At 62.8% G+C, this 25,660-nt stretch carries 20 protein-coding genes; 7 read left to right on the top strand and 13 right to left on the bottom strand.

Annotated features, from left to right (window positions below; all coding sequences use genetic code 11):
* Positions 1-137: 137 nt before the first annotated feature.
* The 3 genes from mksF to mksB are packed head-to-tail and all read right to left on the bottom strand — an operon-like array spanning position 138 to position 4,949.
* Positions 138-2,978, bottom strand: a complete 2,841-nt coding sequence (gene mksF / locus AC0IYH_RS14025) for an Mks condensin complex protein MksF (protein WP_471834815.1) — start codon at positions 2,976-2,978, stop codon at positions 138-140.
* Positions 2,975-3,682 (bottom strand): Mks condensin complex protein MksE, encoded by a 708-nt coding sequence (mksE, locus tag AC0IYH_RS14030; RefSeq protein WP_116629260.1) that lies wholly within the window; start codon positions 3,680-3,682, stop codon positions 2,975-2,977. Before mksE ends, mksF begins: the two co-directional genes overlap by 4 nt.
* Positions 3,672-4,949 carry an Mks condensin complex protein MksB gene (mksB, locus tag AC0IYH_RS14035; RefSeq protein ID WP_116629259.1) on the bottom strand — a complete coding sequence of 426 codons (1,278 nt, stop codon included), beginning with the start codon at positions 4,947-4,949 and terminating at the stop codon, positions 3,672-3,674. The genes mksE and mksB overlap by 11 nt, the downstream gene beginning before the upstream one ends.
* A gap of 187 nt (positions 4,950-5,136) precedes the next feature.
* Between mksB and AC0IYH_RS14040 the strand changes: the two genes are divergently transcribed.
* The gene (locus AC0IYH_RS14040; protein ID WP_471834969.1) at positions 5,137-5,880 is read left to right on the top strand and encodes an energy transducer TonB; all 744 of its coding nucleotides are present in this window, start codon (positions 5,137-5,139) and stop codon (positions 5,878-5,880) included.
* Positions 5,873-6,325, top strand: coding sequence for a ribosomal protein S18-alanine N-acetyltransferase (gene rimI / locus AC0IYH_RS14045; RefSeq protein ID WP_003214382.1), 453 nt, complete (start codon positions 5,873-5,875; stop codon positions 6,323-6,325). Before AC0IYH_RS14040 ends, rimI begins: the two co-directional genes overlap by 8 nt.
* A 58-nt stretch (positions 6,326-6,383) precedes the next feature.
* Here rimI and AC0IYH_RS14050 read toward each other — a convergent pair whose 3' ends face one another.
* A complete protein-coding gene (locus AC0IYH_RS14050; RefSeq protein ID WP_471834817.1) occupies positions 6,384-6,788 on the bottom strand; it encodes a serine kinase/phosphatase in 405 nt (134 codons plus the stop codon).
* 139 nt (positions 6,789-6,927) lie between these two features.
* On the opposite strand from AC0IYH_RS14050, the gene can reads away from it, so the two are divergent.
* Positions 6,928-7,572: a carbonate dehydratase gene (can, locus tag AC0IYH_RS14055; protein WP_025856499.1), complete on the top strand. Its 645-nt coding sequence runs from the start codon at positions 6,928-6,930 to the stop codon at positions 7,570-7,572.
* Here can and AC0IYH_RS14060 read toward each other — a convergent pair.
* The 5 genes from AC0IYH_RS14060 to AC0IYH_RS14080 form a co-directional block, all read right to left on the bottom strand.
* Entirely contained in the window at positions 7,569-8,093 is a 525-nt protein-coding gene (locus AC0IYH_RS14060) for an SET domain-containing protein (protein WP_116629256.1), read from the bottom strand. The two genes, can and AC0IYH_RS14060, sit on opposite strands and share 4 nt — an antisense overlap.
* Before the next feature lie 147 nt (positions 8,094-8,240).
* Entirely contained in the window at positions 8,241-9,410 is a 1,170-nt protein-coding gene (locus AC0IYH_RS14065) for a hypothetical protein (protein WP_471834820.1), read from the bottom strand.
* A 122-nt stretch (positions 9,411-9,532) separates the two neighbouring features.
* Entirely contained in the window at positions 9,533-11,233 is a 1,701-nt protein-coding gene (locus AC0IYH_RS14070; protein ID WP_471834821.1) for an acid phosphatase, read from the bottom strand.
* A gap of 101 nt (positions 11,234-11,334) precedes the next feature.
* A complete protein-coding gene (locus AC0IYH_RS14075) occupies positions 11,335-11,655 on the bottom strand; it encodes a hypothetical protein (protein ID WP_116629253.1) in 321 nt (106 codons plus the stop codon).
* 122 nt (positions 11,656-11,777) lie between these two features.
* Positions 11,778-13,196, bottom strand: a complete 1,419-nt coding sequence (locus AC0IYH_RS14080) for a TIGR00366 family protein (protein ID WP_116629252.1) — start codon at positions 13,194-13,196, stop codon at positions 11,778-11,780.
* A 184-nt stretch (positions 13,197-13,380) separates the two neighbouring features.
* Between AC0IYH_RS14080 and AC0IYH_RS14085 the strand changes: the two genes are divergently transcribed.
* Positions 13,381-14,670, top strand: coding sequence for an MFS transporter (locus tag AC0IYH_RS14085; protein ID WP_116629251.1), 1,290 nt, complete (start codon positions 13,381-13,383; stop codon positions 14,668-14,670).
* Positions 14,671-14,672: 2 nt separating this feature from the next.
* On the opposite strand, the gene AC0IYH_RS14090 is transcribed toward AC0IYH_RS14085, so the two are convergent.
* Complete coding sequence (locus tag AC0IYH_RS14090) at positions 14,673-16,043, bottom strand: GntT/GntP/DsdX family permease (RefSeq protein ID WP_028618693.1); 1,371 nt, start codon at positions 16,041-16,043, stop codon at positions 14,673-14,675.
* Between the two features lie 242 nt (positions 16,044-16,285).
* Between AC0IYH_RS14090 and AC0IYH_RS14095 the strand changes: the two genes are divergently transcribed.
* Genes AC0IYH_RS14095 through AC0IYH_RS14105 form a run of 3 tightly spaced genes read left to right on the top strand, consistent with a single transcriptional unit; the run spans position 16,286 to position 21,796 of the window.
* Positions 16,286-17,506, top strand: a complete 1,221-nt coding sequence (locus AC0IYH_RS14095) for a TolC family protein (protein ID WP_471834824.1) — start codon at positions 16,286-16,288, stop codon at positions 17,504-17,506.
* Positions 17,507-17,524: 18 nt separating this feature from the next.
* Entirely contained in the window at positions 17,525-18,631 is a 1,107-nt protein-coding gene (locus AC0IYH_RS14100) for an efflux RND transporter periplasmic adaptor subunit (RefSeq protein ID WP_471834826.1), read from the top strand.
* Between the two features lie 18 nt (positions 18,632-18,649).
* Entirely contained in the window at positions 18,650-21,796 is a 3,147-nt protein-coding gene (locus tag AC0IYH_RS14105) for a CusA/CzcA family heavy metal efflux RND transporter (RefSeq protein ID WP_471834828.1), read from the top strand.
* Here the strand turns inward: AC0IYH_RS14105 and AC0IYH_RS14110 are convergent.
* From AC0IYH_RS14110 to AC0IYH_RS14120, 3 genes are all read right to left on the bottom strand, one after another.
* Entirely contained in the window at positions 21,720-23,156 is a 1,437-nt protein-coding gene (locus AC0IYH_RS14110) for a heavy metal sensor histidine kinase (protein ID WP_122773620.1), read from the bottom strand. The two genes, AC0IYH_RS14105 and AC0IYH_RS14110, sit on opposite strands and share 77 nt — an antisense overlap.
* A complete protein-coding gene (locus AC0IYH_RS14115; protein WP_116629245.1) occupies positions 23,153-23,827 on the bottom strand; it encodes a heavy metal response regulator transcription factor in 675 nt (224 codons plus the stop codon). Before AC0IYH_RS14115 ends, AC0IYH_RS14110 begins: the two co-directional genes overlap by 4 nt.
* Before the next feature lie 343 nt (positions 23,828-24,170).
* Positions 24,171-25,490, bottom strand: coding sequence for an OprD family porin (locus tag AC0IYH_RS14120; protein ID WP_471834830.1), 1,320 nt, complete (start codon positions 25,488-25,490; stop codon positions 24,171-24,173).
* Positions 25,491-25,660 lie beyond the last annotated feature (170 nt).

The following is a 25,660-nucleotide window of genomic DNA, read 5'->3' on the forward strand; positions in this document are numbered from 1 at the left end:
CTCCGCCTTTTTCCCGTATCCATTGAATCCTCCTGAAGATCGGTCAGAAGGTGTAAACCTTATTCAGGACGGGACAAGACACAAAAAAAGGCCCCTGGGTTCTCACCGAGGGGCCTTTCTCATTTCAGCGGAAAAAGTCAGACCTTATCCAGCTCCGGCTCATCCGCCTGCACATTCACCGGCGCCTTCACCACATCATGGCGACGGATGTATTTCCAGTCCGCCTCATCGATGTAGATTCCGTTCGGCCCGCTGCCGCCTTCCAGGTCGATCGCCACCTGGGCCGACACCTGCGGCTTCACACTCGCCAGGATCGGCACGAAGCCCAGCTGCAAGCTGGTTTCCAGCAGCGCTGCCTGGTTCTTCTCGTCGATATCCGCCGCCTCATCCAGGTAATACGGCAAGCGCACGCGACCGGCCTGGTCGCGGTCCATCAAGTGCAGCAACAAATACATGTTGGTCAGCGCCTTGATGGTCATGGTGGTGCCGTTGGACGCGGCGCCATCGATGTCGGTATGGATCACCGGCTGGCCATGCACCTTGGTGATCTCGAAGGCCAGCTCGAACAGGTCCTTGAGGCCCAACTGGTTATGGTTGGCGGCCACCAGGCGGGCCAGGTATTCCTTGGCCTCTTCGTTCTTGTTGTCCTGCTCGGCGCTCTGGCTGAGGTCGAACACCGACAGGGTTTCGCCTTCTTCATACTGACCGGCACTGTGGATGATCTGGTCGATATGCTTGAGGGCTTCCTTGTTCGGCGCGAGCACGATGCGGAAGCTTTGCAGGTTGGAGACCTGGCGCTTGTTGATTTCGCGGTTGAACAGCGCCAGCTGGTGTTCCAGGCTGTCGTAGTCGCTGCGGATATTGCGCAGGGTACGCGCGATATCGGTGACCGCCGCGCGGCGCGCCTTGCCCAGGGTCAGCGCCTCGTCGGTGCGGTGCGCATAGGCGTTGATCAACAGTTGCAGGCGACGCTCGACATCATCCTCGCTGTCGAACTTGGCCACGCCCTTGAGGCGCACCTGGGCGTAGAGTGCCTCGATCTGGCCATCGGCACGCAGCAGGCCCTGCCAGCTGTCCTGATAGTCGTTGAGCAGCGGCAGCAGGTTGTCCATGGAGTCGTCGACCGTATCCATGAACGGCGTGCCGAACGGCAAATCCGCCGGCAGCAGTTGGCGACGGCGCAGTGCGTCATCCAGCGTGCGCTGCTTGGCTTCCATATCGCCGATCTGCCGGCCGACCAGTTGCAGCTTGGCCGACAGTTGCTGGACGCGTTCGGTGAAGGCATCGCTGGAGCGTTTCAACTCGTCCTGGGCGGCTTCCATCTGCGCCAGGGTTTCCAGTTTTTCGCCTTCTTCGGCGCTCAGGGTTTGCGCGCGGCGGAAGTCTTCCAGGGCTTTTTGCGCGTCCAGCACTTGCTGGTACAGCGCTTCAGTCTGGGTCTTGCTCGCCGCGCGGTCAGAGGCCACGGCTTGCTGGGTTTTCAGTTGCTTGAGTTCTTTTTCCAGGCGCTCTTTCTGGTCGCGCAACGCCGCGCGGTCCGCCAGGGCCTGCAACGCCGGTGGCTCGATGTGCGAGATGTCGACGGACAACCCCGGCACTTCAAAGCGTTCGCCCTTGAAACCATCGAGGATCTGCTCCAGGGATTTGACCCACTGGCCGTCCTCGTCCAGCGTAATGCCATGCTCGCCCAACGGCAGGCTGAACAACGAACTGTTGAACAGGCGCATCAGACGCTCGACATCCTGCTGTGAGAATTCTTCGCGCAGCTTGGCGTAGCTGTTGTTGTCCGCGTGGTCGAGCTGCTGCTTGACCGACTTCAGGCGTTTTTCCAGATCGCGCAAACGCTCGTCCAGGTCCTCGGCGCTGAACTGTCGCGACTGCGCCAACGCGCCGGCCAGTTCATCGTGAGCATCCTTGGCTGCCAGCAGTTGCTGCTCCAGCACCTTCACGTCATCCACCAGCGCGAAGCGATGCTTGAGCACCGACAGCTCGCCCAGCCAACGCTGGATCCCACTGATTTCGCGTTCCAGGCGCATCAGCTCCTGGGTGCCGCCGCGCTGGTCGTTCTGCAAGGCGTCCTGCTCGTTGCGGTAGTGCTCGGCCTGGATGGTCAGTTCTTCCTTGCGTGCACTGGCGTAGTCCGACCAGGTGCCCAGCAACGAATCCAGCAGCGGCGACAGGCGATGCAACTTGCCACGCAGCGTGTCACGCAGGCGCACGCCATTGGCCAGTGCTTCTACCAACGGGCCGGCAGCCACCAGCGAGTTGTAGTCCTGCTCCATGCGACGTACATCGCGGAAGGCTTCTTCGCACGCGGCGATGTAATCCACGCTACCGGAACGCAGGCTGTGTTCGAAGGCATCCAGGAACAGTTGCTTAAGCTTGGCCGCGGTGATTTCACGCATGTGCAGCAAGTTGATAAACAGTGCGCGGAAAGTCTTGAGGCTCTGCTCGCTGGTGGAGCGCAGCGGAATCAGGGTCAGGTCCAGCGGGATCGACGTATGCCCGCCCACCAGCAAACGACGCAGTTCATCCGGCTTGAGTTCGTAGGCTTTCAGGCCCTCGCGCTCAAGGTTGGTGAACAGTTCTTTCTGGCGTAGGCAGGTGTCGTTTTTCTGGTAATGCGCCAGGTCCAGCTTGCCGGCGTAGGCAAAGAACTGGTGGCCGAAACCGCCGCCCGGGCCGCGCCCGACCACGCCGATCACGTGGGGGCCGTGGGGCAGGGAGACTTCCACGAGGATGTAGCTGGTGTCGGTGGCAAAGTAGAAGCGCCGCGATTGCTCCAGGGTGTACTTGCCGAAACTCATGTCCGACATGCGCGCCAGGATCGGGAACTGCAAGGCGTTGATCGACGCGGATTTACCCAGGTTGTTGGCGCCATACACCGACAGCGGTTCTTCCAGCGGGAACAGGCCCAGGCTGTAACCGGCGGTGTTCAAAAGGGCGAAGCGGCGGATGCCGTAGCGTTCCTTGCTCATGCGTCGGTCTCCTGTTCTTCGGCAATGGCGCGGGCCATGGCGTCTTCTTCGCTTTCTTCTTCAAAGTCGCTCAGGTCGAGTGGGTCATCGGTTTTCAGCAACTTTTCGTCGCTGTCTTCGTCGATGATCACCGGCGCCGGCAGTGGCAATACGCTGTGCACGCTGGCCGCCAAGTCGCGGTCTTGTTGCACCGACAGGCACACGTCGAGGAAACGGTGCATCGGCGGCAGGAAGCGGTAGATGCCGCTGTCCTCGCTGGCAAACCCCAGTTGGGTCATGCGGCGCATGATTTTTTCTTCGAGTTCTTCCTGGGTCTGGACCTCGGCCTGGATAAACAGGTCGCGGTATTTTTCCAGCAAGGAGGGCAATTCATCGCGGCCCAGGCTGCCACCGTCGAGCACGGCGATCGGGTCGCGGCCCTGGTCGGCCAGGTGCTCGACGAGGATGAAGGTGAACAGCGCCAACCGCTGCGCAGTCTTGTTCACCTGCGCGCTGGCAATCGCCGAGTCCGGCACGAAGTAATAGAAACCGCGCGTATCGCACACCAGCTCAAAGCCCAGGGCCTTGAACAGCGTGCGGTACTGGTCCTGAAAGTTCGACAGTTGTGCGTACAGCTCCGGGTCGCGGCGGCTGACGTGGTAACCCTTGAACAGCTCGCGAAAGATCGGCGCCAGTTGGGACAGTTCGGATAGATCAAGATGCATGAGGTGTACTCGCAGGTTGCTCGGCGGCGTCAGTGCCGGCCGGGAGCAGGGCGAATGAGCGCAGGCTGACCTGGTGCTCGTGAGTGTGGTATTCGCGGCGTTCCAGGCGTTCGCGCTTGAAGCGTTTTTCCCGCGAGAGCCGCGAGAACCAGTACAGCAATTCGTCGGTGGCGCCGTCGGGTTCCTGCTCCAGCAGCCAGGTCATCAGGTCCGGCATCGGCAGCGCGTCTTCGCAGCGCTCGAGCATTTCCTTGACCGTGCGCGGTGCACGCTGGGCGTCGCCCTTGTGGGATTTGTGCGCCTTGGGGAAGCGCGCCGGTTTCGGCTCGAAATTCGCCAAGGCATACACATAGGCTTCGACCTGGCTGGCGCTGCCCAAGAAGGTGCTTTGCGGCCGCGTGAACATTGGCATCGCCGCTTGCGGCACCGCGTCCAGGCCTTTGCGGCGAATCGCCGACAGCGCCAGCGCCGCGCCACGGGTCACGGCGTTGTGGCGACGCGCTTCTTCACGCAGCGGCAACAGCAGTTCGCGCGCATGGCGCAGGGTCAACTGGGCGCTGGTCTGCATTTCGAGAATGCGCGCGTGGGTGCGCAGCAGCATGTCGTCGTCCACCAAATGGCCGAGGCGCTGCTGCTCGGTGAGCATGCGCAACAGCACATTCTCGACCTTGCGCACGCCTTGCTCGAACGCACCGTCGGCGTTCACCAGTTGGATCATCGGTTCGACGTATTCGTCCCAGGTCGCCAATACCTCGGCGTAACGCTGGCGCAATGGGATCTGCCGGTCGCTGGTCTTGGCGCGGTCGGCCACGGCGGCGAGGGCCTGTTCGTCATTGGCGAGTTTTTTCAGCACATCGCGCACGCGCATATCCAGCAGGCGCAGTTGGCGGGCCAGGTCGTGGCCATCACGGATGTCGAAGGCGTCCTGGATGTAACCCGCCAGGCGCTCGAGGTGGCGCAGGTAGGCTTCGATTTCCAGGCACAGGCCAAGCCGGTGCTCCTTGCGAAGATAGGCCAGGAAGTCGTGGATCTGCGCGTTCAGCTCGAAACGGTTCGGGCTTTTGGCGACAGGTACCAGGATATCCAGGCGAATCCACACGTCCAGCAGGCTGGTGATGTCCTGGGGCGTGCTGTCCAGTTGTTGGGCGGCCAGTTGCGCGCGCAGCTCGCCGAGGCTCAAGGTGCCTTGGTCGAAGTGTTCGCACAGTGGCTCAAGTAAGGCCCAGTGTTCGGCGAGGGCGCGCAGGACGCGCTTGGGTTCGATCATGGGAATGGCCGGCTGGTTGGCGATTAAAAGTCGCGATTGTACTGCATCAGGCGCGGGATTTATCCACAGCCGGTCAGTGCACAGTGGGCGATTGTTGCCGAACAGCGGTAGAATCCCCGCTCTTTACTTATCCACAAGTGGCCGAGCTGTGCTTATCGAGTCCCGACGTCGCGCTTACTTGACCGCCATGCAGGTGGTCAACTGGCTGCCCCGCACCGAACTGCCGTTTGCCGCGCCGTCGCGGCCCGAGCTGCTAGAGGCGCTCGAGCCGTATGAGGCGTTCGAGGCCTCGGGCGAGGAAGCTGCTGCGCCAGTGGCGGTGGTCAAGCCAGCCCCCGAGGCGCGCCCGGTGGTCGAGCGGGCCAAGATCGAAGTGCCACGCCCGTCGCCAATCGCCAAGCCGATGGTGGCCGAAGAGGTTGCGCCGGTAGTCAAGGCACCGGTGGTGCCGCCGCCGCGTTTTGCCTTGCAACTGCTGCGGGCCGGGCGCTGCCTGCTGCTGGTGGAATTGCCCACCGGCGAGCGTTTCCAGACCCGCGACCCCGCCTACATGCTGCTCAAGGACATGCTGCGCGCCGCCGGCTTGCCTGACAGCCCGCAGATTGTCGGCGACCCGGTGCGCTGGCCATTGCTGGTGCGCGGCACCATGGACCAGGGCCCGGAAGCCGCGCGGGATTTTGTGCAAGGCTTTGTGTCGGCGCGCCTGGAAGACGAACCCTGTGTGTGCCTGTGGCTGATCGGCCTGCCCGCCGTGCGTTTTGCCGGCGAGGCAAACGCCGAGGCCTGGTACCGCGAGCTGCAGGTCGAAGGCCTGGGTTCGGTATGGGCCCTGCCGGGCCTGGAATTATTAATGGAAGAGCCACAGCGTAAGGCTGATGTCTGGCAAGCCATGCGCCGGCTGATGGCGCGCTGGAAAACAACCGATGAGTGAGGCTTTATCCTTCCGCCCGATGACCGAGGCCGACCTCGACGCCGTGCTGAAAATCGAATACGCGGCGTTCAGCCATCCCTGGACCCGTGGGATCTTTCTCGACGGGCTGGGCAAGTACCAGATCTGGCTGATGTTCGAAGGCGAGCAGCAGGTGGGCCACGGCGTGGTGCAGATCATTCTGGATGAAGCGCATTTGCTCAACATCACCGTCAAGCCGGAAAACCAGGGGCGTGGGTTGGGCTTGAGCTTGCTCGAACACTTGATGTCTCGGGCTTATGAGGCCAAGGCGCGAGAATGCTTCCTGGAAGTGCGCGACAGCAATACCGGGGCGTTTCGGTTGTATGAGCGTTATGGCTTCAACGAGATTGGTCGCCGCCGGGATTATTACCCGGCTGTGGGTGGCCGCGAAGACGCCGTCGTCATGGCCTGCACCCTGGTCGATTAAACGCTGAAACCCATGTGGGAGGGGGCTTGCCCCCTCCCACATGTTGAACCGCATTTGTTCAGCGGTTGCCGTCGACGGGGTCGATATCGGCCAGCTCCGCCTCATCCAGCCCATTGCCGCCGCCAATCTCGTCCTCATCCACAATGCTGAGGTCGAAGTCGGCAGGGTTGTCTTCCCCGGCTTCCCGTGCATCCCGCGCGCCATCCTCATGGATCAGCGTCTCCGGGCTCATGTCATCGTCAGTCGGCTCATGGTCATCGGTCGACGCTCCCGTCAGCCCGGCCTCGCGTACCCGTTCGTCGGGCATCAGGTGCTCACGCTCGCGGCGCGGAATCTCCTCGCCGATTTCCGCCGTCGGCTCTTCTTCATCAAAATCCAGCTCGCGCATCGAACCCATGCGGTCTTCATTGTCGTCAATCGGTTCGGGCTGCGTAGCGCCGTAGGGACGTCGTGATTCAGTCATGGCCAATCCTCATACTGTGGGGCTTATAGTGTGTGGACCGGCGCGTTTGCCTAAAGATTCAAGCTAATTTGCGCGCGGCGTGACCTGGGCGAGGGGTTGTCAGTCACAAAACTGCGCATCATTCCTGAGGCTTTCCCTGATGAACGAACTACAAGACCTGCTTGATAACAACGAACGCTGGGCGGATGCGATCAAACAGGAAGATCCCGAATTCTTCGCCAAGCTCGCCCGCCAGCAAACGCCGGAATACCTGTGGATCGGCTGTTCCGACGCCCGCGTGCCGGCCAACGAGATCGTCGGCATGCTGCCCGGCGACCTGTTTGTGCACCGCAACGTGGCCAACGTGGTGCTGCACACAGACCTCAATTGCCTGTCGGTGATCCAGTACGCGGTTGATGTGCTCAAGGTCAAACACATCCTCGTCACCGGCCACTATGGCTGCGGCGGCGTACGCGCGTCGATGCAGGACCGCCAGTTCGGCCTGATCGACGGCTGGCTGCGCACCATCCGTGACCTGTATTACGAAAACCGCGATGTGCTGGCCCAGTTGCCGACCGAAGAAGAACGCGTCGACCGCCTGTGCGAGCTGAATGTGATTCAACAAGTGGCCAACGTCGGCCATACCAGCATTGTGCAAAACGCCTGGCATCGCGGGCAGAGCCTGTCGATTCACGGCTGCATCTACGGCATCAAGGACGGCCGCTGGAAGAGCTTGAACACCACCATCAGTGGCTTCGAGCAGTTGCCGCCGCAGTACCGCCTGCGTCCGCTGGGCGAAGCCTAAGGGCGTTTGTGCTCGCGCCACTCGGCCATGAACGCCTGGCCCTCTGCGCTCAGGGCCTCCTGGCTGCCGGTGATCCAGCCCCGGCAGTTCAGCTCGCCGCATTGGCAGGCGAACTGCCGGAACAGCGCGTCCTCGGTGCTGGCGTAATCCAGGGTCAGCCGCGTGCCGGTGGCGATGGGCTGTAACGTCCAAAGCTCCAGGTAGGTGGTGTCGAAAAACACGTTGGGGTTGCACGAGTGCCGCAAGAGGCCGCAGAACCAGCTGTCGTACAAGTGGATGCGCGCCGACAACTGCAGCGTGTGGGGCCGCCGCTCGTTCACGGCGTAGCCGGAAACCCTGGCAATGCGTACACGGCCGTCGAGGTCTTTGCGTGTCTGGACCCCCGCAGGCGTGCCAGTCGAGGCTTGCATCACCTGAAAGTGCTCGGATGACGGGTAACCGTGCTCGGCAAGCAGCGTCTTGAATGGGTACAGGCAGTCACTCACAGCGGTTTTAGCCTTATCCATGGCCTGAGTTTTCATAACTCTCCTTGGTTAGGCTGCATCGACCTGCGGGTGGTGGCTGACTACCAGTCTTGCAGCGGATGGGCCCGGCTCAAGACTTACGCAAGATGAAGCCGATTACTACTGTCAAATCTGACAGTAGTAATCGGCTTTTTTTTGTGCCGTTTACAGGGCGGGAGCGCTGATGGCTGGCGCCGGGGCGGCATTCTTGAGCTGTTTGAGCTGTGCCTTGATGACCGGCGTGGCGCATTTGGCATTGGCCTGTTCCGGGGGCAGGTTGCGCACCGATGTGTAGAACAGTTCACACGTCTGCTCTTTACGCGTGACTTGCCAGGTATTCATGCACGCTTTGAGCAGCACATTCGGGTCGCTGGCCGGCTTCTGGCCCATGCCGGCCTGCCAGCAGGCGGCGCTCAAGTCCTGGCCCATCACTTTCAAACCGGCCTCGTCGGCTTTCTGCTCATCGCCGTCATAGCTGGCAGGGTCGGCCGCGTACCAGATGTAGCTCGGGTGGTTGGAGCCGAGTACCGACACGGTCTTGCCCGCTGTGGGGCTGATCTGCGCCAGGCCCAGGACGGTCACGTTCTGGCCATACTGTTGTTTGATCCAATTACGCACCGGCGCGCCGAACGCGACCATCGGCAACGAGCCGTTGGCTTGCAGGCTCAGCTCCTGGACCATGCGCGTCTGGTAGTCGCTGAAATAGCTGTAGATGCCTTCCAGATCCTTGCCCGCATTGGAGGGGGCGGCGATGGGGGCGATATCGATAATGGTCTGGTAGGCCGGGGTTTCGGTGGCCGGCACGCCGTTGTCGGTGAGCAGCGTGGCCCAGCGGTCGGTGGTGGCCGATTCCAGATAGTCCTGGGCCTGGGTCAGCGAGTAATCCGGCGGGAAGTGCAGCAGCTCGATGCTTTTACGGTTTTCCAGGGCCATGCCCAGCGGCAGGAACAGGTACCAGTTGTAGGCCCACTTGCCATCGCCGTTGAGTTTGCTCGCGCCCTGGTAGGCAAGGTCGGCGGTGTTGAGCAAGGCCGTCAACGGCTGGCCGTAGGTGTCGGGCACGCCCGTGAAGGTTGCCGATACCTGGCCGTCACGGGTTTTGACACTGACCTTGGCCCGGCTGTAACCGTCGCGCTGCAGGCTCTGGTTCAGGTAATGCTCGGCGGTCTGCTCCAGCGTCCATGGTCGAAAGCAGATCACGTTGCAGTTATTGGGGAACGCGAACAACTGGGTGACGCGTTGCGTGCTGCCCAGCGGTACCTCGATGTCGGCCTGTACGACCGCACTGGCCAGCAGTGCGGCCAGGGTGAAGGACAACCTGGTCGGTTTGAACATGCTTGATTCCTTGTCAGCGAAAGCCCGTCTGCGCGGGATGAAAGCCCACTTCCACACAGTAGCGGTTGACCAGGGAAACCGCGTGCTAAATCGCCGGGCGTGTCGCTATTGGATAAGAAAACCTACAGGTTGAACTGCAATGCGTTGCTCAAATCGCCCATCGGCTGCTGACCACGGGCAATCATCGCGTCATCCCGCTGCTTGAGGCCGTCGAGTTTCTCCAGTTGGAACACCCGGGTAATCAAGCGCAGGATCGACGCAGTGTCGTACACCGTATGGTCCACCGTGCCTTTGCGCGCAAACGGCGAAACCACCAACGCCGGAATCCGCGTACCCGGGCCCCAGCGGTCGCCTTTGGGCGGTGCGACATGGTCCCACCAGCCGCCGTTTTCATCGACGGTGACCACCACCACCATGTTTTTCCACTGCGGGCTTTCCTGCAGCACTTTCAGGGCGCGGGCGATATGGCGGTCGCCCGAAGCGACGTCGGCGTAACCGGCGTGCATGTTCAGGTTGCCCTGGGGCTTGTAGAAACTCACGGCGGGCAGCTTGCCGGCCTGGGCGTCGGCGAAGAACTTGTTGGTGCTTGATTCGTCGCCCAGCCCGCCGTCACGCAAGCGTTTGTCGCGTTCCACGCGGTTTTCGGGCCCTTGTTGCTTGAAGTAGTTGAACGGCTGGTGGTGGTACTGGAAGTTCGGAATTTTCGGAATGCCGCCCGAATCCTTGAACTGATCCAGCGTCGCCTGCCACGCCCCGGCGTACCAGGCCCAGTCGACATTCTGTTTCGACAGTTTGTCGCCGATGTGTTCGTGGGTTTGCGGCACCAGCACGTTGGGCAGGTCGGGCTTGGAGTAATCGGGGTTTTGCGGGTCGCGGATCCAGGTCGGCCAGTAGGGCGGGGCCAGGGTGTTCACGCCGTAGCCGTCCGGCGTCAGCGCGCTGGGGCCGAACTGCGGTGGGCCGGTCATGGCGCTGGCGGGGGACTTGTCCAATGGCTTGAGGCGCGAGTCGCTGGGGTCGTCACTTTGCAGCGTGGCGATCTGCGCCTTGGCCACCGATTGCGCGGCATTCGGGTAAAACGGCGCGGTGGCGCTGATCAGGTATTGATGGTTAAGGAACGAGCCGCCAAACGCGCCCTGGAAGAAGTTATCGCAGAGCACAAACTCCTTGGCCACGTCCCACAGGCGCAGGGCGTAACGGCTCTGGGCGTAATGGCCCATCACCAGGCCACCGGAATCGGCCCAGGCGACGAAACCGTCGTTTTTGCCGCCATTGATTTGCATCTGGTTCTGGTAGAACACATGCCACAGGTCACGGGTGACCAGGCTCAGGGGCAGGTCTTCGGCATTCGGGCCCTTGAGGGCGTACGGTGCGTTGGGCAGGTTTTGCTGGAATTGCACTTCGCTGGGATAGGTCACCCCGTCCACGCTTTGCGGGCCGACCTGCAACACGCCGCCCCAGGCCGGAGGCAGGGAGGTCAGCAGGCTGGCGTCGCGGTCGCGCTGCTGGTACTCGGCGGGGGAAAGCGCCGACAGCGGTTTCTCCACGCCAGGGAAGTCCGCAAACAGGTTGTTGAAGCTGCGGTTTTCGGCGTAGATCACCACCACGGTTTTCACCTGGTCATGCAACGCCTTGTCCAGCTCCTGGGGCGTGAGCGGTCGCGCTACCGGTGTACCCGCTGTTTCGGTGGCGTGGCCACGGGCACTCAAGGTCGCGCCCACCCCCAGCACCGCCGCGCCTCCCAGGAAGCGTCGACGGCTGGTGTCGACTGGCGGTTGGGCTACGGAATCGGGGGAAGGGCGGTCTTCGTGCTCGTCACTCATGTCTGGAAGTCCCTGCGGGCTAGTTGTTGCAAGATATTTCGCAGGACGGTAGCAATGGAATGTGACGGAACGAAGACAGCCGTCTGAACGCTACCGGCCGATCACAACAAGCGCAGGGCCAATTGGCTGCCGGCGAGCAAATACTGGACCTGGGACGCCAAGGCATCCTTGACGATGGCCTCGCCGGTGTCGGTCAGCTTGGCTTTCTTGGCGTCCACGACACTGGCTTGCAGCAGCTGCATGGCCACGTCCATGGCCTTCTGGAACGCGGTCACATTGTTGTGCTGGCCAAACTCCTTGATAACCGTGGCCATGCGGCAATCGGCGTTGTCGCGCAGGCCCTGGTATTCAACGAACGACACGCTGCCGTCCTGATAAATGGCATTGATCAACTCTTCCAGCGATTTGGATAGGGGCGTCATCGGATTTCCTTGGGGTGTGGTGAGGAGGGATCCGAGACAGGTTAATCAACAGCGCTGGAGGGGGCAGTCAGGGGGTGCCGCCACAATGAGTGGGACAACCCCGACGCATTTCATCAGAAAGGTTACGGCATCACCGGCGGCAAATACTTCAACGTCGTCCCCAGCGCCCACAGCAAAAACAGCACCAGCGGCGTGTGCACCAGCAACTGCACAAACGAAAAACCGATCAAGTCCCGCGCCTTGAGCCCCAGCACCCCCAGCAGCGGCAACATATAGAACGGGTTGATCAGGTTCGGCAGCGCCTCGGCGGCGTTGTAGATCTGTACCGCCCAGCCCAGGTGGTATTGCAGGTCGTTGGCGACTTGCATCACGTAGGGCGCTTCGATGATCCACTTGCCGCCGCCCGACGGGATAAAGAAGCCCAGCACTGCCGAGTACACGCCCATCAGCAGCGCGTAGGTGTCGTGGGAGGCGATGGAGGTGAAGAAGGTCGAGATATGGTGCGCCAGGGTCTGGCCGTCACCGCCCTTGACCACCGTCATCAATGCCGCGATCGAGCCGTACAGCGGGAATTGGATCAGCACGCCGGTGGTGGTAGGCACGGCGCGCGCTACCGCATCGAGGAAGCTGCGCGGGCGCCAGTGCAGCAGGGCGCCGACCATGATGAACAGGAAGTTGTAGGTGTTCAGCCCCGAGATGGCGCTGATCGCCGGCTTGGTCGAGAACTCGTGGAACAACCAGCCGGCCGCCAACAGCGCCAGCAGGATGGTCAGCAGCGGGCTGTGCTCCAGCCATTCGCCGGGGCGCGTCGGCGCCTGCGGCTTGGGCAGGTTGAAGGCCGGGTCGACGCCGCAGGCCTTGGCGTCACGCGCGCTGTTCGGGCCGGGGGCGGTGGCGTAGGCGATGATCAGCGACACCACGATCAGGGCCAGCAACAGCACGCCGGATTGCCACAGGAAGATGGTCTCGGTGAAGGGGATCATGCCGGTGATCGACAGGATCGACGGCGGCAAGCTGGCCGGGTTGGCCTGCAACTGCGCGGCCGACGACGACAGCCCCAGCGCCCAAACGGCACCCAGGCCGAGATAAGCCGCCGCCCCCGCCGCACGGTAATCCATGCGCAAATCCGTACGCCGCGCGAGTGCACGCACCAGCAAACCGCCGAACACCAGGGACAGGCCCCAGTTGAGCAGCGAGGCCACCATGGAAATCAACGCGACCCAGGCCACGGCTGAGCGGCCGTTCTTGGGGATGCGCGCCAGGCGGTCAATCAGCTTCACCGCCGGCGGCGAGCTGGCGACCACATACCCACCGATCACCACGAAGGCCATCTGCATGGTGAACGGGATCAGGCTCCAGAACCCGTCGCCAAAGGCTTTGGCGGCCTCGGTCGGCGCGGCGCCCATGCCCAGGGTCGCCACGGCCACGATAATCACGGCGAGGGCGGCAAACACCCAGGAGTCAGGGAACCAGCGTTCGGCGAAGTTGGAGCAACGCAGGGCAAATCGGGCATAGCGGCTTTCTTCGATAGCATCGGCCACGAGTCGTACCTCTTGTATTTATTATGGGGGGGCAGTTTGCGCGCATGTTCCTCCACGGCCATTGATATGGGAATGCAGTTATCTTCATCGATCCATGAGGAAAACAAATATATCTGCTGTGATTGCCATCATTCGGCTCAGCTCATAACCTGCACGCCATTTTGTTTGTCTGCCGAGCCTCATCATGACTGCCACCTCTGTTGCACAGGCGCAGCGTTTTTCCCGCTCCGACTACAAAACCCTGGGCCTGGCCGCCCTGGGCGGAGCCCTGGAAATCTACGACTTCATTATTTTCGTGTTCTTTGCGCTGACCCTCAGCCAACTGTTTTTCCCGCCGGAAATGCCCGAGTGGCTGCGCCTGCTGCAAAGTTTCGGGATTTTCGTGACCGGCTACCTGGCGCGCCCGCTGGGCGGCATCCTGATGGCGCACTTTGCCGACCATCTGGGGCGCAAGCGCGTGTTCAGCTTGAGCATCCTGATGATGGCCTTGCCCTGCCTGCTGATCGGGATCATGCCCACCTACGCGCAAATCGGCTATTTCGCACCGCTGATCCTGCTGGCGCTGCGCGTGCTGCAAGGCGCCGCGGTGGGCGGCGAAGTGCCCAGCGCCTGGACCTTCGTGGCCGAGCACGCACCGCGCAACCACCGTGGCTACGCCCTGGGCTTCCTGCAAGCCGGCCTGACCTTCGGCTACCTGCTTGGCGCACTCACCGCGACGCTGCTGGCGCAGGTGTTCACCCCGGCGGAAATCCTCGACTACGCCTGGCGTTTTCCCTTCCTGCTCGGCGGTGTGTTCGGCGTGATTGGCGTGTGGCTGCGTCGCTGGCTCAGCGAAACCCCGGTGTTCCTCGAAATGCAGGCGCGCCGCCAGGCCGCCGCCGAAATGCCCTTGCGCACCGTGCTGCGCGACCACCGCGCGGTGCTGCTGCCGGCGATGATCCTCACCTGCGTGCTCACCTCGGCCGTGGTAGTACTCGTGGTCATCACCCCGACCATGATGCAGAAAACCTTCGGCATGAGCCCCAGCCATACCTTCGCCTTGAGCGCGCTGGGCATCGTCTTCCTGAACATCGGCTGCGTGCTCGCCGGCCTGCTGGTGGACCGCATCGGCGCCTGGCGCGCGGTGCTGGTCTACAGCCTGTTGCTGCCGGTGGGCATTGCGCTGCTGTACGCCAGCCTGATCAGCGGCGGCGTGTGGCTGGGCGCGGCGTATGCCGTGGCAGGCTTGAGCTGTGGCGTGGTGGGCGCGGTGCCGTCGGTGATGGTCGGGCTGTTTCCGGCGCAGGTGCGGGTGTCGGGGATTTCCTTCACCTACAACATTGCCTACGCGCTGTGGGCGAGCACGACACCGCTGATGCTGATCGCGCTGATGCCCACCAGCCCGTGGATTTGCGTGGGCTATTGCGTGGTGATGGGCGCGGTGGGGGTGGTGAGTGTGGCGCTGTTTGGCAAGCGCCACACCTTGGCTGCGTAGGGTTACGTCAGAAAGTGCCAGAGCAGCAACGTACCCACCAGCCCGACTACCGAAACAATCGTCTGCAACACCGACCACACCCAGATCGTCTGCTTCAACTGCAAGCCGAAGTACTCACGCACCATCCAGAACCCGGCGTCGTTGACGTGGCAGAAGAACACCGAACCCGCGCCAATCGCCAGCGCCACCAGTGAACTTTGGGTGGCGGCCAACCCGGCCATCATCGGCGCGAGGATGCCCGCCGTTGTGGTGGTGGCCACGGTGGCCGAGCCGGTCGCCTGGCGCAGGGCCACGGCGATCAACCAGGCCAGCAGCAGGTACGGCATGTGCGCGCCTTCGGCGACCTTGCTGATGGTCTGGCTCACGCCGGCGTCCAGCAGGGTTTGCTTGAGGCCGCCGCCGGCGCCGATGGTCAGCAGCAACACGGCGATGGGCGCGAGGGCCTTGCGCAGGGTGTTGCCGACTTCGGCGCGCGGCATGCCGGCCGCCCAGCCAAGGCAGATCACGGCGGCGATTACGGCCAGGCCGAGGGCGATCAGCGGTTCGCCGAGAAACTTCAACGTCAGGCCCACTGTGCTTTCAGCCGGCAGGGCGACTTTGGCCAAGGTGCTGCCGAGCATCAGAATCACCGGCAACAGAATGATCAGCAACGACACGCCGAAGCTCGGCTGGCGCGGCGCCTTGGGCGGGGCGCTGAACAGCGCGCCAATGTCGGCCGGTTCGTCCACGTGCAGGCGCTTGGACAGCCAGTTGCCATAGATCGGCCCTGCGAGGATCACCGCCGGCACCGCCAGGCAGAAGCCCAGCAACATGGTCAGGCCCAGGTCGGCGTGCAGCGCGCCCACCGCAATCAGCGGGCCCGGGTGCGGCGGCATCAGGGCGTGCAGGGTGGTCATGCCGGCCAGCGCCGGAATCGCGATTTTCAGCAACGGCTGGTTCGAGCGCTTGGCCATCACAAAGATGATCGGCACCATCATCACCAGGCCCACTTCAAAAAACAGCGGCAGGCCGATCACCATCGCCACCAGCGCCATCACCCACGGCAATGACTTGCCCTTGCCGAGCCCAAGCAGGGTGGTAGCGATACGGTCGGCCGCGCCGGATTCGGCCATCAGTGCGCCGAGCATCGAGCCCAGGGCAATGATGATCCCGGCTTCGCCAAGGATCGCCCCGGCGCCTTTGCTGAACGCCTTGGCCACTTCTTCCGGCGGCAGCCCGGCGCCGACCCCGGCGATAAATGTGCCGATCAGGATCGACAGGAACGGTGGCAATTTGGTCGCGCTGATCAGCACGATGATGCTGGCGATGGCCAGCAAAACGCAGAGCATGAGGCGGGTGTCGTGAACCATCCACGCGGCAGTCGATAACTCCAAAACGGGACTCCTTATCGAACAGGTTGGGAAAATTGTTTCTTTTTGTTTCCTGCCTGAAAAGCATACCTGATCCCGCAGTGGCCAAGTGCTTATGTACCGTTTTGGTGCGATCAACGGCTCAGGGCCAGCACCCCCGCCGCAGAGCCATTGCTGTCGGATTTGTAATCTTTGCTCCACCGCCCTGATAGGTCCCCAACGCTACATTGCCCCCGCTTGGACTTTCTCGGCGTGGAACTCTCGTTATGGCAATTTCGGTTAAAAAACTTCTGATGGCGGGCCTGTTATGGGGGGCCGTCACGGCTGCCCAGGCGCAAACCCTGACCCTCGATTCAGCCCTGCAAAGCGCCTTCGCCAACAACCTCGACCTGGCGGCCGCGCAATGGGAAATCGACATTGCCCAAGGTGCTCGCCAGCAGGCCGGTCTGATCCCCAACCCGGTGGCCTCCTGGGACGCCGAAGACACCCGCCGCAACAGCCGCACCACCAGCATCAAACTCAGCCAGACCCTGGAACTGGGCGGCAAACGCGGCGCGCGCATTGATGTGGCCATCCGTGGCCAGTACGCCGCCGCGCTGACCCTCGAGCAGCGCCGCAACACGTTGCGCGCCGAGGTGATCGACAGCTACTACAGCGCCCTGCGTGCCCAGGAGCGCCTCGACCTCGCGCGACGTTCCCTGGCCCTGGCCGAGCGCGGCCTGGTGGTCGCCAAGGGGCGCGTCAGCGCCGGTAAAACCTCGCCGGTGGAAGCCACCCGCGCCCAGGTGCAGCTCGCGGAGATCCGCTTGGAATTGAACCGCGCCCAGGCCGGCCTCACTGACGCCTACCGCCGCCTCGCCGCCAGCACCGGCAGCGCGTCACCCGACTTCCAGGCCGTCGTCAGCCAAAGCCAATCCGCGCCGCCCCTGCCGGCCGCTGCGCAACTGCTGGCGCGCCTGGAGCAAACCGTGGAGCTGCGCCTGGCCGAGCTGCAAATCCTGCAGAGCGAAGCCAGCGTGGGCCTGGAAAAAGCCCAGCGGGTTCCCGACCTCGATGTGTCCATCGGCAGCCAATACGACGCCAGCGTGCGCGAGCGCGTGAACCTGGTCGGCGTGTCGATGCCGATCCCGCTGTTCAACCGCAACCAGGGCAATGTGCTCGCGGCCAGCCGCCGCGCCGACCAGGCCCGCGACCTGCGCAACGCCACCGAACTGCGCCTGCGCACCGAAACCCGCCAGGCCCTGGACCTGTGGCAAACCGCGAACACCGAAGTGCTCGCGTTCAACCAGCAGATCCTGCCCGCCGCCCAAAGCGCGGTAGACAGCGCCACCCGTGGCTTCGAGATGGGCAAGTTCAACTTCCTCGATGTGCTCGACGCCCAGCGCACCCTGATCGCGGCGCGCACCCAATACCTCACGGCGACCGCCCAGGCCACCGACGCCTGGGTGCGCATCGAACGGATCTACGGCGACCTCGCCCGGCCTTGATATTTTCTGGAGTCTCTTATGAACAAACGACATGGCGTGGCACTGGCCATCGCCCTGGGCCTGCTGCTGCCCGGTTTTGCCGGCGCCGAGGAAGAAGAAGGCCTGATTGAACTGACCGAACAGCAGATCCAGGCCGCCGGCATTCAACTGGCCCCGGCCCAACCCCGGGCCATCAGCCTGCTGCTGACCCTGCCGGGCGAGGTGCGCTTCGACGAGGACCGCACCTCGCACATCGTCCCGCGCGTGGCCGGTGTGGTGGAGGCGGTGAAGGTCAACCTCGGCCAGGCGGTGAAAAAGGGCGACGTGCTGGCGGTGATCGCCAGCCAGCAGATTTCCGATCAGCGCAGCGAGCTGGCCGCCAGCACGCGGCGTGTCGAACTGGCGCGCACCACCTTCCAGCGCGAACGCCAATTGTGGAAGGACGAGATCTCCGCCGAGCAGGATTACCTGCTGGCGCGCCAGACCTTGCAAGAGGCGGAAATCGCCCTGAATAACGCGCGCCAGAAGATGACGGCCCTCAGTGGCAGCGCCGTCTCGGTCGGTGGCAATCGTTATGAATTGCGCGCGCCCTTCGCCGGCACCGTGGTGGAAAAACACCTGGGCGTCGGCGAGGTGGTCAGCGAAACCAGCAATGCCTTCACGCTCTCGGATCTGTCCCAGGTGTGGGTCACGTTCGGCGTGTTTCCCAAGGATTTGAACAAGGTTCAGTTGGGTAAGGCGGTGAAAGTGATCTCCACCGAAATGGGCACCGACGTGCAGGGCACCGTGGCCTATGTCGGCAACCTGCTGGGCGAGCAGACGCGTACCGCCACCGTGCGCGTGAGTGTGCCCAACCCCGACGACGCCTGGCGCCCGGGGCTGTTTGTAAGCGTGCAATTGGCCACCGACACCTATCAGGCCAAGGTCAGCGTGCCCGTTGAGGCGATCCAGACGGTTGAGGACAAACCCTCGGTGTTCGTGCGCACCGCCGAAGGTTTCATGACCCGCCATCTGGAACTCGGCGTGAGTGAAAACGGCTACGTCGAAGTGCGCCAGGGCCTCGACGCCGGGGCGCAGGTGGCCACGGTTGGCAGCTTCATCCTCAAGTCCGAACTGGGCAAGGGCTCGGCCGAGCACGCCCATTGATCCTGCGAGTGATTCCCCATGTTTGAGCGCCTTATCCAATTTGCCATCGAGCAGCGCATCATCGTGCTGTTGGCCGTGCTGTTGATGGCCGGCGTCGGCATCGCCAGCTATCAGAAACTGCCCATCGACGCGGTGCCCGACATCACCAATGTGCAGGTGCAGATCAACTCGTCGGCGGCCGGTTTTTCGCCGCTGGAAACCGAGCAGCGCATCACCTTTCCCATCGAGACCGCCATGGCCGGTTTGCCCGGCATGCAGCAGACCCGCTCGCTGTCGCGCTCGGGTTTGTCCCAGGTCACGGTGATTTTCAAGGACGGCACCGACCTGTTCTTCGCTCGCCAGTTGGTCAACGAGCGCCTGCAGGTTGCCCGCGAGCAATTGCCCCTCGGCATCGAAACGCAGATGGGCCCGATTTCCACCGGGCTCGGGGAAATTTTCCTCTGGACCGTAGAGGCCAAGGACGGCGCACTCAAGGACGACGGCACGCCTTACACGCCGACCGACCTGCGGGTGATCCAGGACTGGATCATCAAGCCGCAGTTACGCAACGTGCCCGGCGTGGCGGAGATCAACACCATCGGCGGGTTTGCCAAGGAATACCAGATCGCCCCCGACCCCAAGCGCCTGGCGGCCTACAACCTGACCCTGGGCGACCTGGTGACCGCGCTGGAACGCAACAATGCCAACGTCGGCGCCGGGTACATCGAGCGCAGCGGCGAGCAGTTGCTGATCCGCGCGCCGGGGCAAGTGGCGTCGATCGAAGACATCGCCAACATTGTGATTACCTCATCGGATGGCACGCCTATCCGCGTGAGCAATGTCGCCCAGGTCGAGATCGGACGTGAGCTGCGCACCGGCGCGGCCACCGAAAACGGCCGTGAAGTGGTACTGGGCACGGTGTTCATGTTGATCGGCGAAAACAGCCGCAGCGTGTCGCAGGCGGTGGCGAAAAAACTCGAAAGCATCAACCGTTCGCTGCCCGAAGGGGTGGTGGCCGTGACCGTGTATGACCGCACTACGCTGGTCGAAAAAGCCATCGCCACCGTCAAGAAAAACCTCTTCGAAGGCGCGCTGCTGGTGGTCGCGGTGCTGTTCCTGTTCCTCGGCAATATCCGCGCGGCGCTGATCACCGCGATGGTGATTCCGTTGGCGATGCTGTTCACTTTTACCGGGATGTTCACCAATAAAGTCAGCGCCAACCTGATGAGCCTCGGCGCGCTGGATTTCGGCATTATCGTTGACGGCGCAGTGGTGATCGTCGAGAACGCCATCCGCCGCCTGGCCCATGCGCAGCAGCGTCACGGCCGCCTGTTGACCCGCAGCGAGCGCCTGCACGAAGTGTTCGCCGCCGCCAAGGAAGCGCGCCGCGCGTTGATCTTCGGGCAACTGATTATCATGGTCGTGTACCTGCCGATTTTCGCCCTCACCGGCGTGGCCGGGAAGATGTTCCACCCCATGGCCTTCACCGTGGTGATCGCCTTGCTCGGCGCGATGATTCTGTCGGTGACCTTCGTTCCGGCGGCGATTGCGCTGTTCGTCACCGGCAAGGTCAAGGAAGAAGAAAACCTGGTGATGCGCACCGCGCGCCGCGCCTATGCGCCGGTGCTGGATTGGGTGATGGCGCGCCGCCCGCTGGTGTTTGGCCTGGCGGTGTTGAGCATCGTGGCGTCGGGCGTGGTGGCCAGCCGCATGGGCAGTGAGTTTATCCCCAGCCTCAGTGAAGGCGATTTCGCCCAGCAGGCCTTGCGCGTACCCGGCACCAGCCTGACGCAATCGGTGCAGATGCAGCAGCAGTTGGAAAAAACCTTGATGGCCCAGGTGCCGGAAATCGAGCGCGTTTTTGCGCGCACTGGCACGGCGGAAATCGCCTCCGACCCGATGCCGCCGAATATTTCCGACAGCTACGTGATGCTCAAGCCCAAGGAGCAATGGCCGGATTCGGGCAAGTCCCGCGAAACGCTGATCGCCGATATCCAGCGCGCCAGTGCGATTGTGCCGGGCAGCGCGTACGAACTGTCGCAACCGATCCAGCTGCGCTTCAACGAGCTGATTTCCGGGGTGCGCAGCGATGTCGCGGTGAAAGTGTTTGGCGATGACATGGCAGTGCTCAACGAGACCGCCGGGGAAATCGCCGAGACCCTGCAGAAGCTCGACGGCGCCTCGGAAGTGAAGGTGGAACAGACCTCCGGCCTGCCGGTGCTGACCATCAATATCGATCGCGAAAAGGCCGCGCGGTTTGGCCTTAACGTTGGCGATGTGCAGGATACGATTGCCGTCGCCGTCGGTGGGCGTCAGGCCGGGACCTTGTATGAAGGTGACCGCCGTTTCGACATGGTCGTGCGTTTATCCGACGCGCTGCGCACCGATATCGACGGCCTGTCGCGGCTGCTGATTCCGGTGCCGGCGCTGGCCGGGAATGCAGCGGGGCAGTTGGGGTTTATCGCCTTGTCCCAGGTCGCCAGCCTGGACCTGGTACTTGGCCCCAACCAGATCAGCCGCGAGAATGGCAAGCGCCTGGTGATCGTCAGCGCCAACGTGCGTGGGCGGGATATCGGTTCGTTCGTGGAAGAGGCGGAAGCGGCGATCAGCGCGCAGGTGAAGGTGCCGGCGGGTTACTGGACCACCTGGGGCGGCCAGTTCGAGCAGTTGAAGGAAGCCTCCGAACGGTTGCGCATTGTGGTGCCGGTGGCCTTGCTGCTGGTGTTCGGGTTGCTGTTCATGATGTTCAACAACCTCAAGGACGGGCTGCTGGTGTTTACCGGGATTCCGTTCGCGCTCACCGGTGGGATCATGGCCCTGTGGCTGCGGGATATTCCGCTGTCGATCTCGGCGGGGGTGGGCTTTATTGCGCTGTCCGGCGTGGCGGTGCTGAACGGGTTGGTGATGATCGCGTTCATCCGCAACCTGCGGGAGGAAGGGCGGTCGCTGTCGGTGGCAATCAACGAAGGCGCGCTGACCCGTCTGCGCCCGGTGTTGATGACCGCGCTGGTGGCCTCCCTCGGGTTTATCCCCATGGCCCTGGCCACCGGCACCGGCGCCGAAGTGCAGCGCCCGCTGGCGACGGTGGTGATCGGCGGGATTATTTCCTCTACGCTCCTGACCTTGCTGGTGTTGCCGGCGTTGTACCAGTGGGCGCATCGCAAGGAAGAGGAAACGCCAGGCTGAAGCGGGTAAAACGCCCAGGCTGGCTGCTGACGTCGGCGTGCCCCTGATGCAACTGCATGATCGACTGCACAATCGCCAGCCCCAGCCCAGTGCCGCCTTCGGCGCGGGTGCGGCTGCTGTCGGCGCGGTAAAAGCGTTCGAACAGGTGCGGCAGGTGGTGGGCTTCGATCCCACGGCCCGGGTTGCCGACCGACAGCGACACGCAATGGTCGTAGGTTTCCACCAGCAGCAACACGGTGGAGCCATCGGGCGTGTGGCGAATGGCGTTGGACAGCAAGTTGGAAATGGCCCGCTGGATCATCAGGCGATCGCCCGTCACCCAGGCGTCGCCGCGCAGGCTGAGGCTCACGTGCTTGTCCTCGGCGCTCAAGGCGAACAGCTCCATCACTCGCTGTGCTTCCTCACCCAACGCCACCTGGCCAAACCCGGCCCGCGCCGCCGGGTGGCTGACCTGGGCGAGAAACAGCATGTCGGAGACGATGCGCGACAGGCGCTCCATTTCCTCCGTACACGACTCCAGCCCGGCCTTGTAGTCCTCCGAGGGCCGCTCGCGGGAAAGGGTCACCTGGGCCTTGCCCATCAGGTTGGTCAAGGGCGCGCGCAGTTCGTGGGCCAGGTCGTCGGAGAATTGCGACAACTGCTGCACCCCCGCGTCGAGGCGGTGCAGCATGAAATTGATGCCTTCGGCCAGCTCGCCCAACTCCTTGGGCAGGTTGTCCAGCGACAGGCGATGCGTGAGGTCCTGGGTGCTGACCTGGGCCGCCACCCGGCTGAACTGCTGCAGCGGCGCGAGCCCGCGTTGCACCAGCCACCAGGCGCCCATGCCGATCAGGATCAACAGCAGCGGCAAGGCAATCACCGTGGAGCGCAGGTAGGCGCTGAGCAAAGCCTCGTCGTCTGCACGGTTCAGCGACAGCAGCACGCGCACTTTTTCGCCGCTGTGCAAGGGCATCAGGCGGGTGGCGCTGAGGATGCGGTCGCCACGGCCGTCCTCCCAGTTGAGGTAGGCCAGGTTGTTGCCCGCAGGCACATCCAGCAGCAACGGTTGCTGGGGTTTGGCGCCGACGCTGAGCAGCACCGGCGCGTTAGGGGTGGTGCCCATGATGGTCAGGTAGATGTTGTCATGGCCCATCACCAGGTCCAGCAGTGAATGGGGGCGGGCGCTGATGTCGTGGGGTACAAGGCCCTGGGCCAGGCTGTGTTCCAGCTGCTCCATCTTGTTTTCCAGGCCCTTGCGCGCGAGCTTTTCCAGCTCATGGGTCAGGGCCAGGTAGGCCAGGGTGGCCAGCAGCACAACCAGCCCGGCGCCCATCAGGCTGACGGTCAGCCCCAGGCGCATCGACAGGCTGCTGGTCCTCATTGGCGCGCCTCCAGTACATAACCCACGCCGCGAATGGTGTGGATCAGCTTGACCTCGCTCTGGTCATCGACCTTGCCGCGCAGGCGGCTGATGGAGACTTCCACCACGTTGGTGTCGCAGTCGAAGTTCATGTCCCACACCAGCGAGATGATTTGCGTACGGGTCATCACCTCGCCGGCCTGGCGCATCAGCACATGCAGCAGGGCGAACTCCTTGGTGGTCAGGTCGATGCGCCGGTTGCCGCGATAGGCTCGATGGCGGCGCGGGTCCAGCTCCAGGTCCGAGACGCGCAGCACGTCCGGCACGGGGATATGTTCGCTACGCCGCAGCAGGGTGCGCACGCGGGCCAGCAGTTCGGGAAACTCGAAAGGCTTGACCAGGTAATCGTCGGCGCCCATGTCCAGGCCCTTGATCTTGTCGGCCAGCCGCCCGCGCGCGGTCAGCATCATCACGCGCTGGTTGCCGTCGCGGCGCAGTTGCTCCAGCACCTCCCAACCGTCGGCGTTGGGCAGGTTCACATCGAGAATCACCAGCTCATAGGTGTGCTGCCGGGCCAGGTGCAGGCCATCGACGCCGCTGGCGGCGCAATCGACCACGTAACCACTTTCGGTCAGGCCTTGCTGCAAGTAGTCGGCGGTTTTCTGCTCGTCCTCAACCACAAGGATACGCATAGGGAATTACCTTCAAGGGAAACGAAACGGGCATGACCTCATAGAGGCATTAAGTAGGCTTTAGGACATTTCTGGGCGTTGGACTCTGAACGCTGAAGTAGCTACAGGGTCAAGCCGGGTGCGGCGATTGGTCGCTGAGCCTGCACGCAAAAAAAACGCCCCATGCGGGGCGTAAAAATCATCTCTGTTCCAAAGGAGCTTCACAAAAGCCGCAGAGATGAGGTGTATTCGACGCGCAGTATAAAAGTGCAACTTAACGGCAACGTGAGGCCAATATTACAGTTCTGACAGGCTGCAACTTGTTAACAGATGTAGTGCAACCGCAAGTGAATGTAAGCGCGGCTTAAAGAACCGCCAGCGGGTATTCGACAATCACCCGAACTTCTTCAAGGTCGGATTCAAATGCACTTGAGCGCACGGTGGCCTGGCGCAGTCGCAAGGATAAGTCCTTCAAACTGCCGCCCTGCACTACATATTTAGCTTCGATATCACGCTCCCAGCGGCGCTGGTCGGTGAGCGGGTCGCCGGCGGCGTCGCGGCGCATATACACCGCGTTGGCGTTGCTGTAGTCGGCGCCGGTGCCCTTGCCATAGCGGGCCATGAAAGACAGGCCGGGAATGCCCAATGGCTGCATGTCCAGGTCGTAGCGCAGCATCCACGAGCGCTCCTTGGGGGAGTTGAAGTCGCTGTACTGGATCGAGTTGTTGAGGAAAATCGAGTCCGATTGGCGCAGGTAATCGAAGTCGTCGTCACCGTTGTTGCGCTGGTGCGACACGGCGAGGCTGTGGGCGCCGACCTTTACCCCGACCTTGGCACTCCAGATGTTGTTATCGAATTCGCCCAGCAGCTTTTTGCCTTCGTCCACCGCCTTGTAATAGTTGAAGTCGCCGAACAGCGAGACGTCATCGTTCAAGGGGTAAGTGGCGGCGCTGCCGAAGTAGTACTGGTCCCAGGCGTCCTTGAGGCGGCTGTTGTACAGACTGACGCTCAGATGTTGGTTGACGGCGTATTCACCGCCGAAATAGCCGACCCAGGGTGAGTCGACCTTGCCCGCATAAAACGTCGCAAAGCCTTTGTTCATGCCGCTTTGCGTGGGTTGGCTCATGCCGCTCAGGCGCCCGCCCTGCAGGCTCAGGCCTTCAAGGCTGGTGTTCTGTAGCGTCACGCCGCGAAAGCTCTGCGGCAGTAAACGCGAGTCACCGGCGGCCACCACCGGCGTGGCGGGGAACACATCGCCGGCCTTGATGACCGTGTCCAGCACACGCAGTTTTGCCGCGCCGCCGAATTTGCTGTAGCCGCTTTCGGGGTGGTTGTCGCTGTCCACCGGCAGCACGCCGAACGAGCCCTTGCCGCCGCTGCGGCCGGTGCCCGAGTCGAGTTTCAGGCCGTACATGGCGAAGGCATCCAGGCCGAACCCCACGGTGCCCTGGGTAAAGCCGGATTCGAACTTGCCGATCAACCCCTGCGCCCAGGCTTCGGAGTAGCCATTGCCGGTGGGGCTGGACTGGCCCTTGCGGTCATCGCGGTTGAAGTAGAAGTTGCGCGCCAGCACGTTCACGCTGCTGCCTTCGATAAAACCTTGGGGTGTGTCTTCTACGGCCACGGCTGCCAGGGGCAGTGCGGCGAGCAATGAAAAGGGAAGGGTGTAGTAAGTAATGTTCATGGTTCGCTCCTCGGTGTTTGGCAGTTATCAGCTTCTTATAGAGGCGGGCGTTCTTATTGATCTGGCCCGGGCTGATAGTTGCAAACTGCGAATAACGGCGGTGTGGCGTGAACATTACAATTCTGGAAACTCAGCGTTATCTAACAAATAAGTAATGTTCTGGTGAACAT

The sequence above is a fragment of the Pseudomonas sp. AC463 genome, assembly GCF_979253585.1.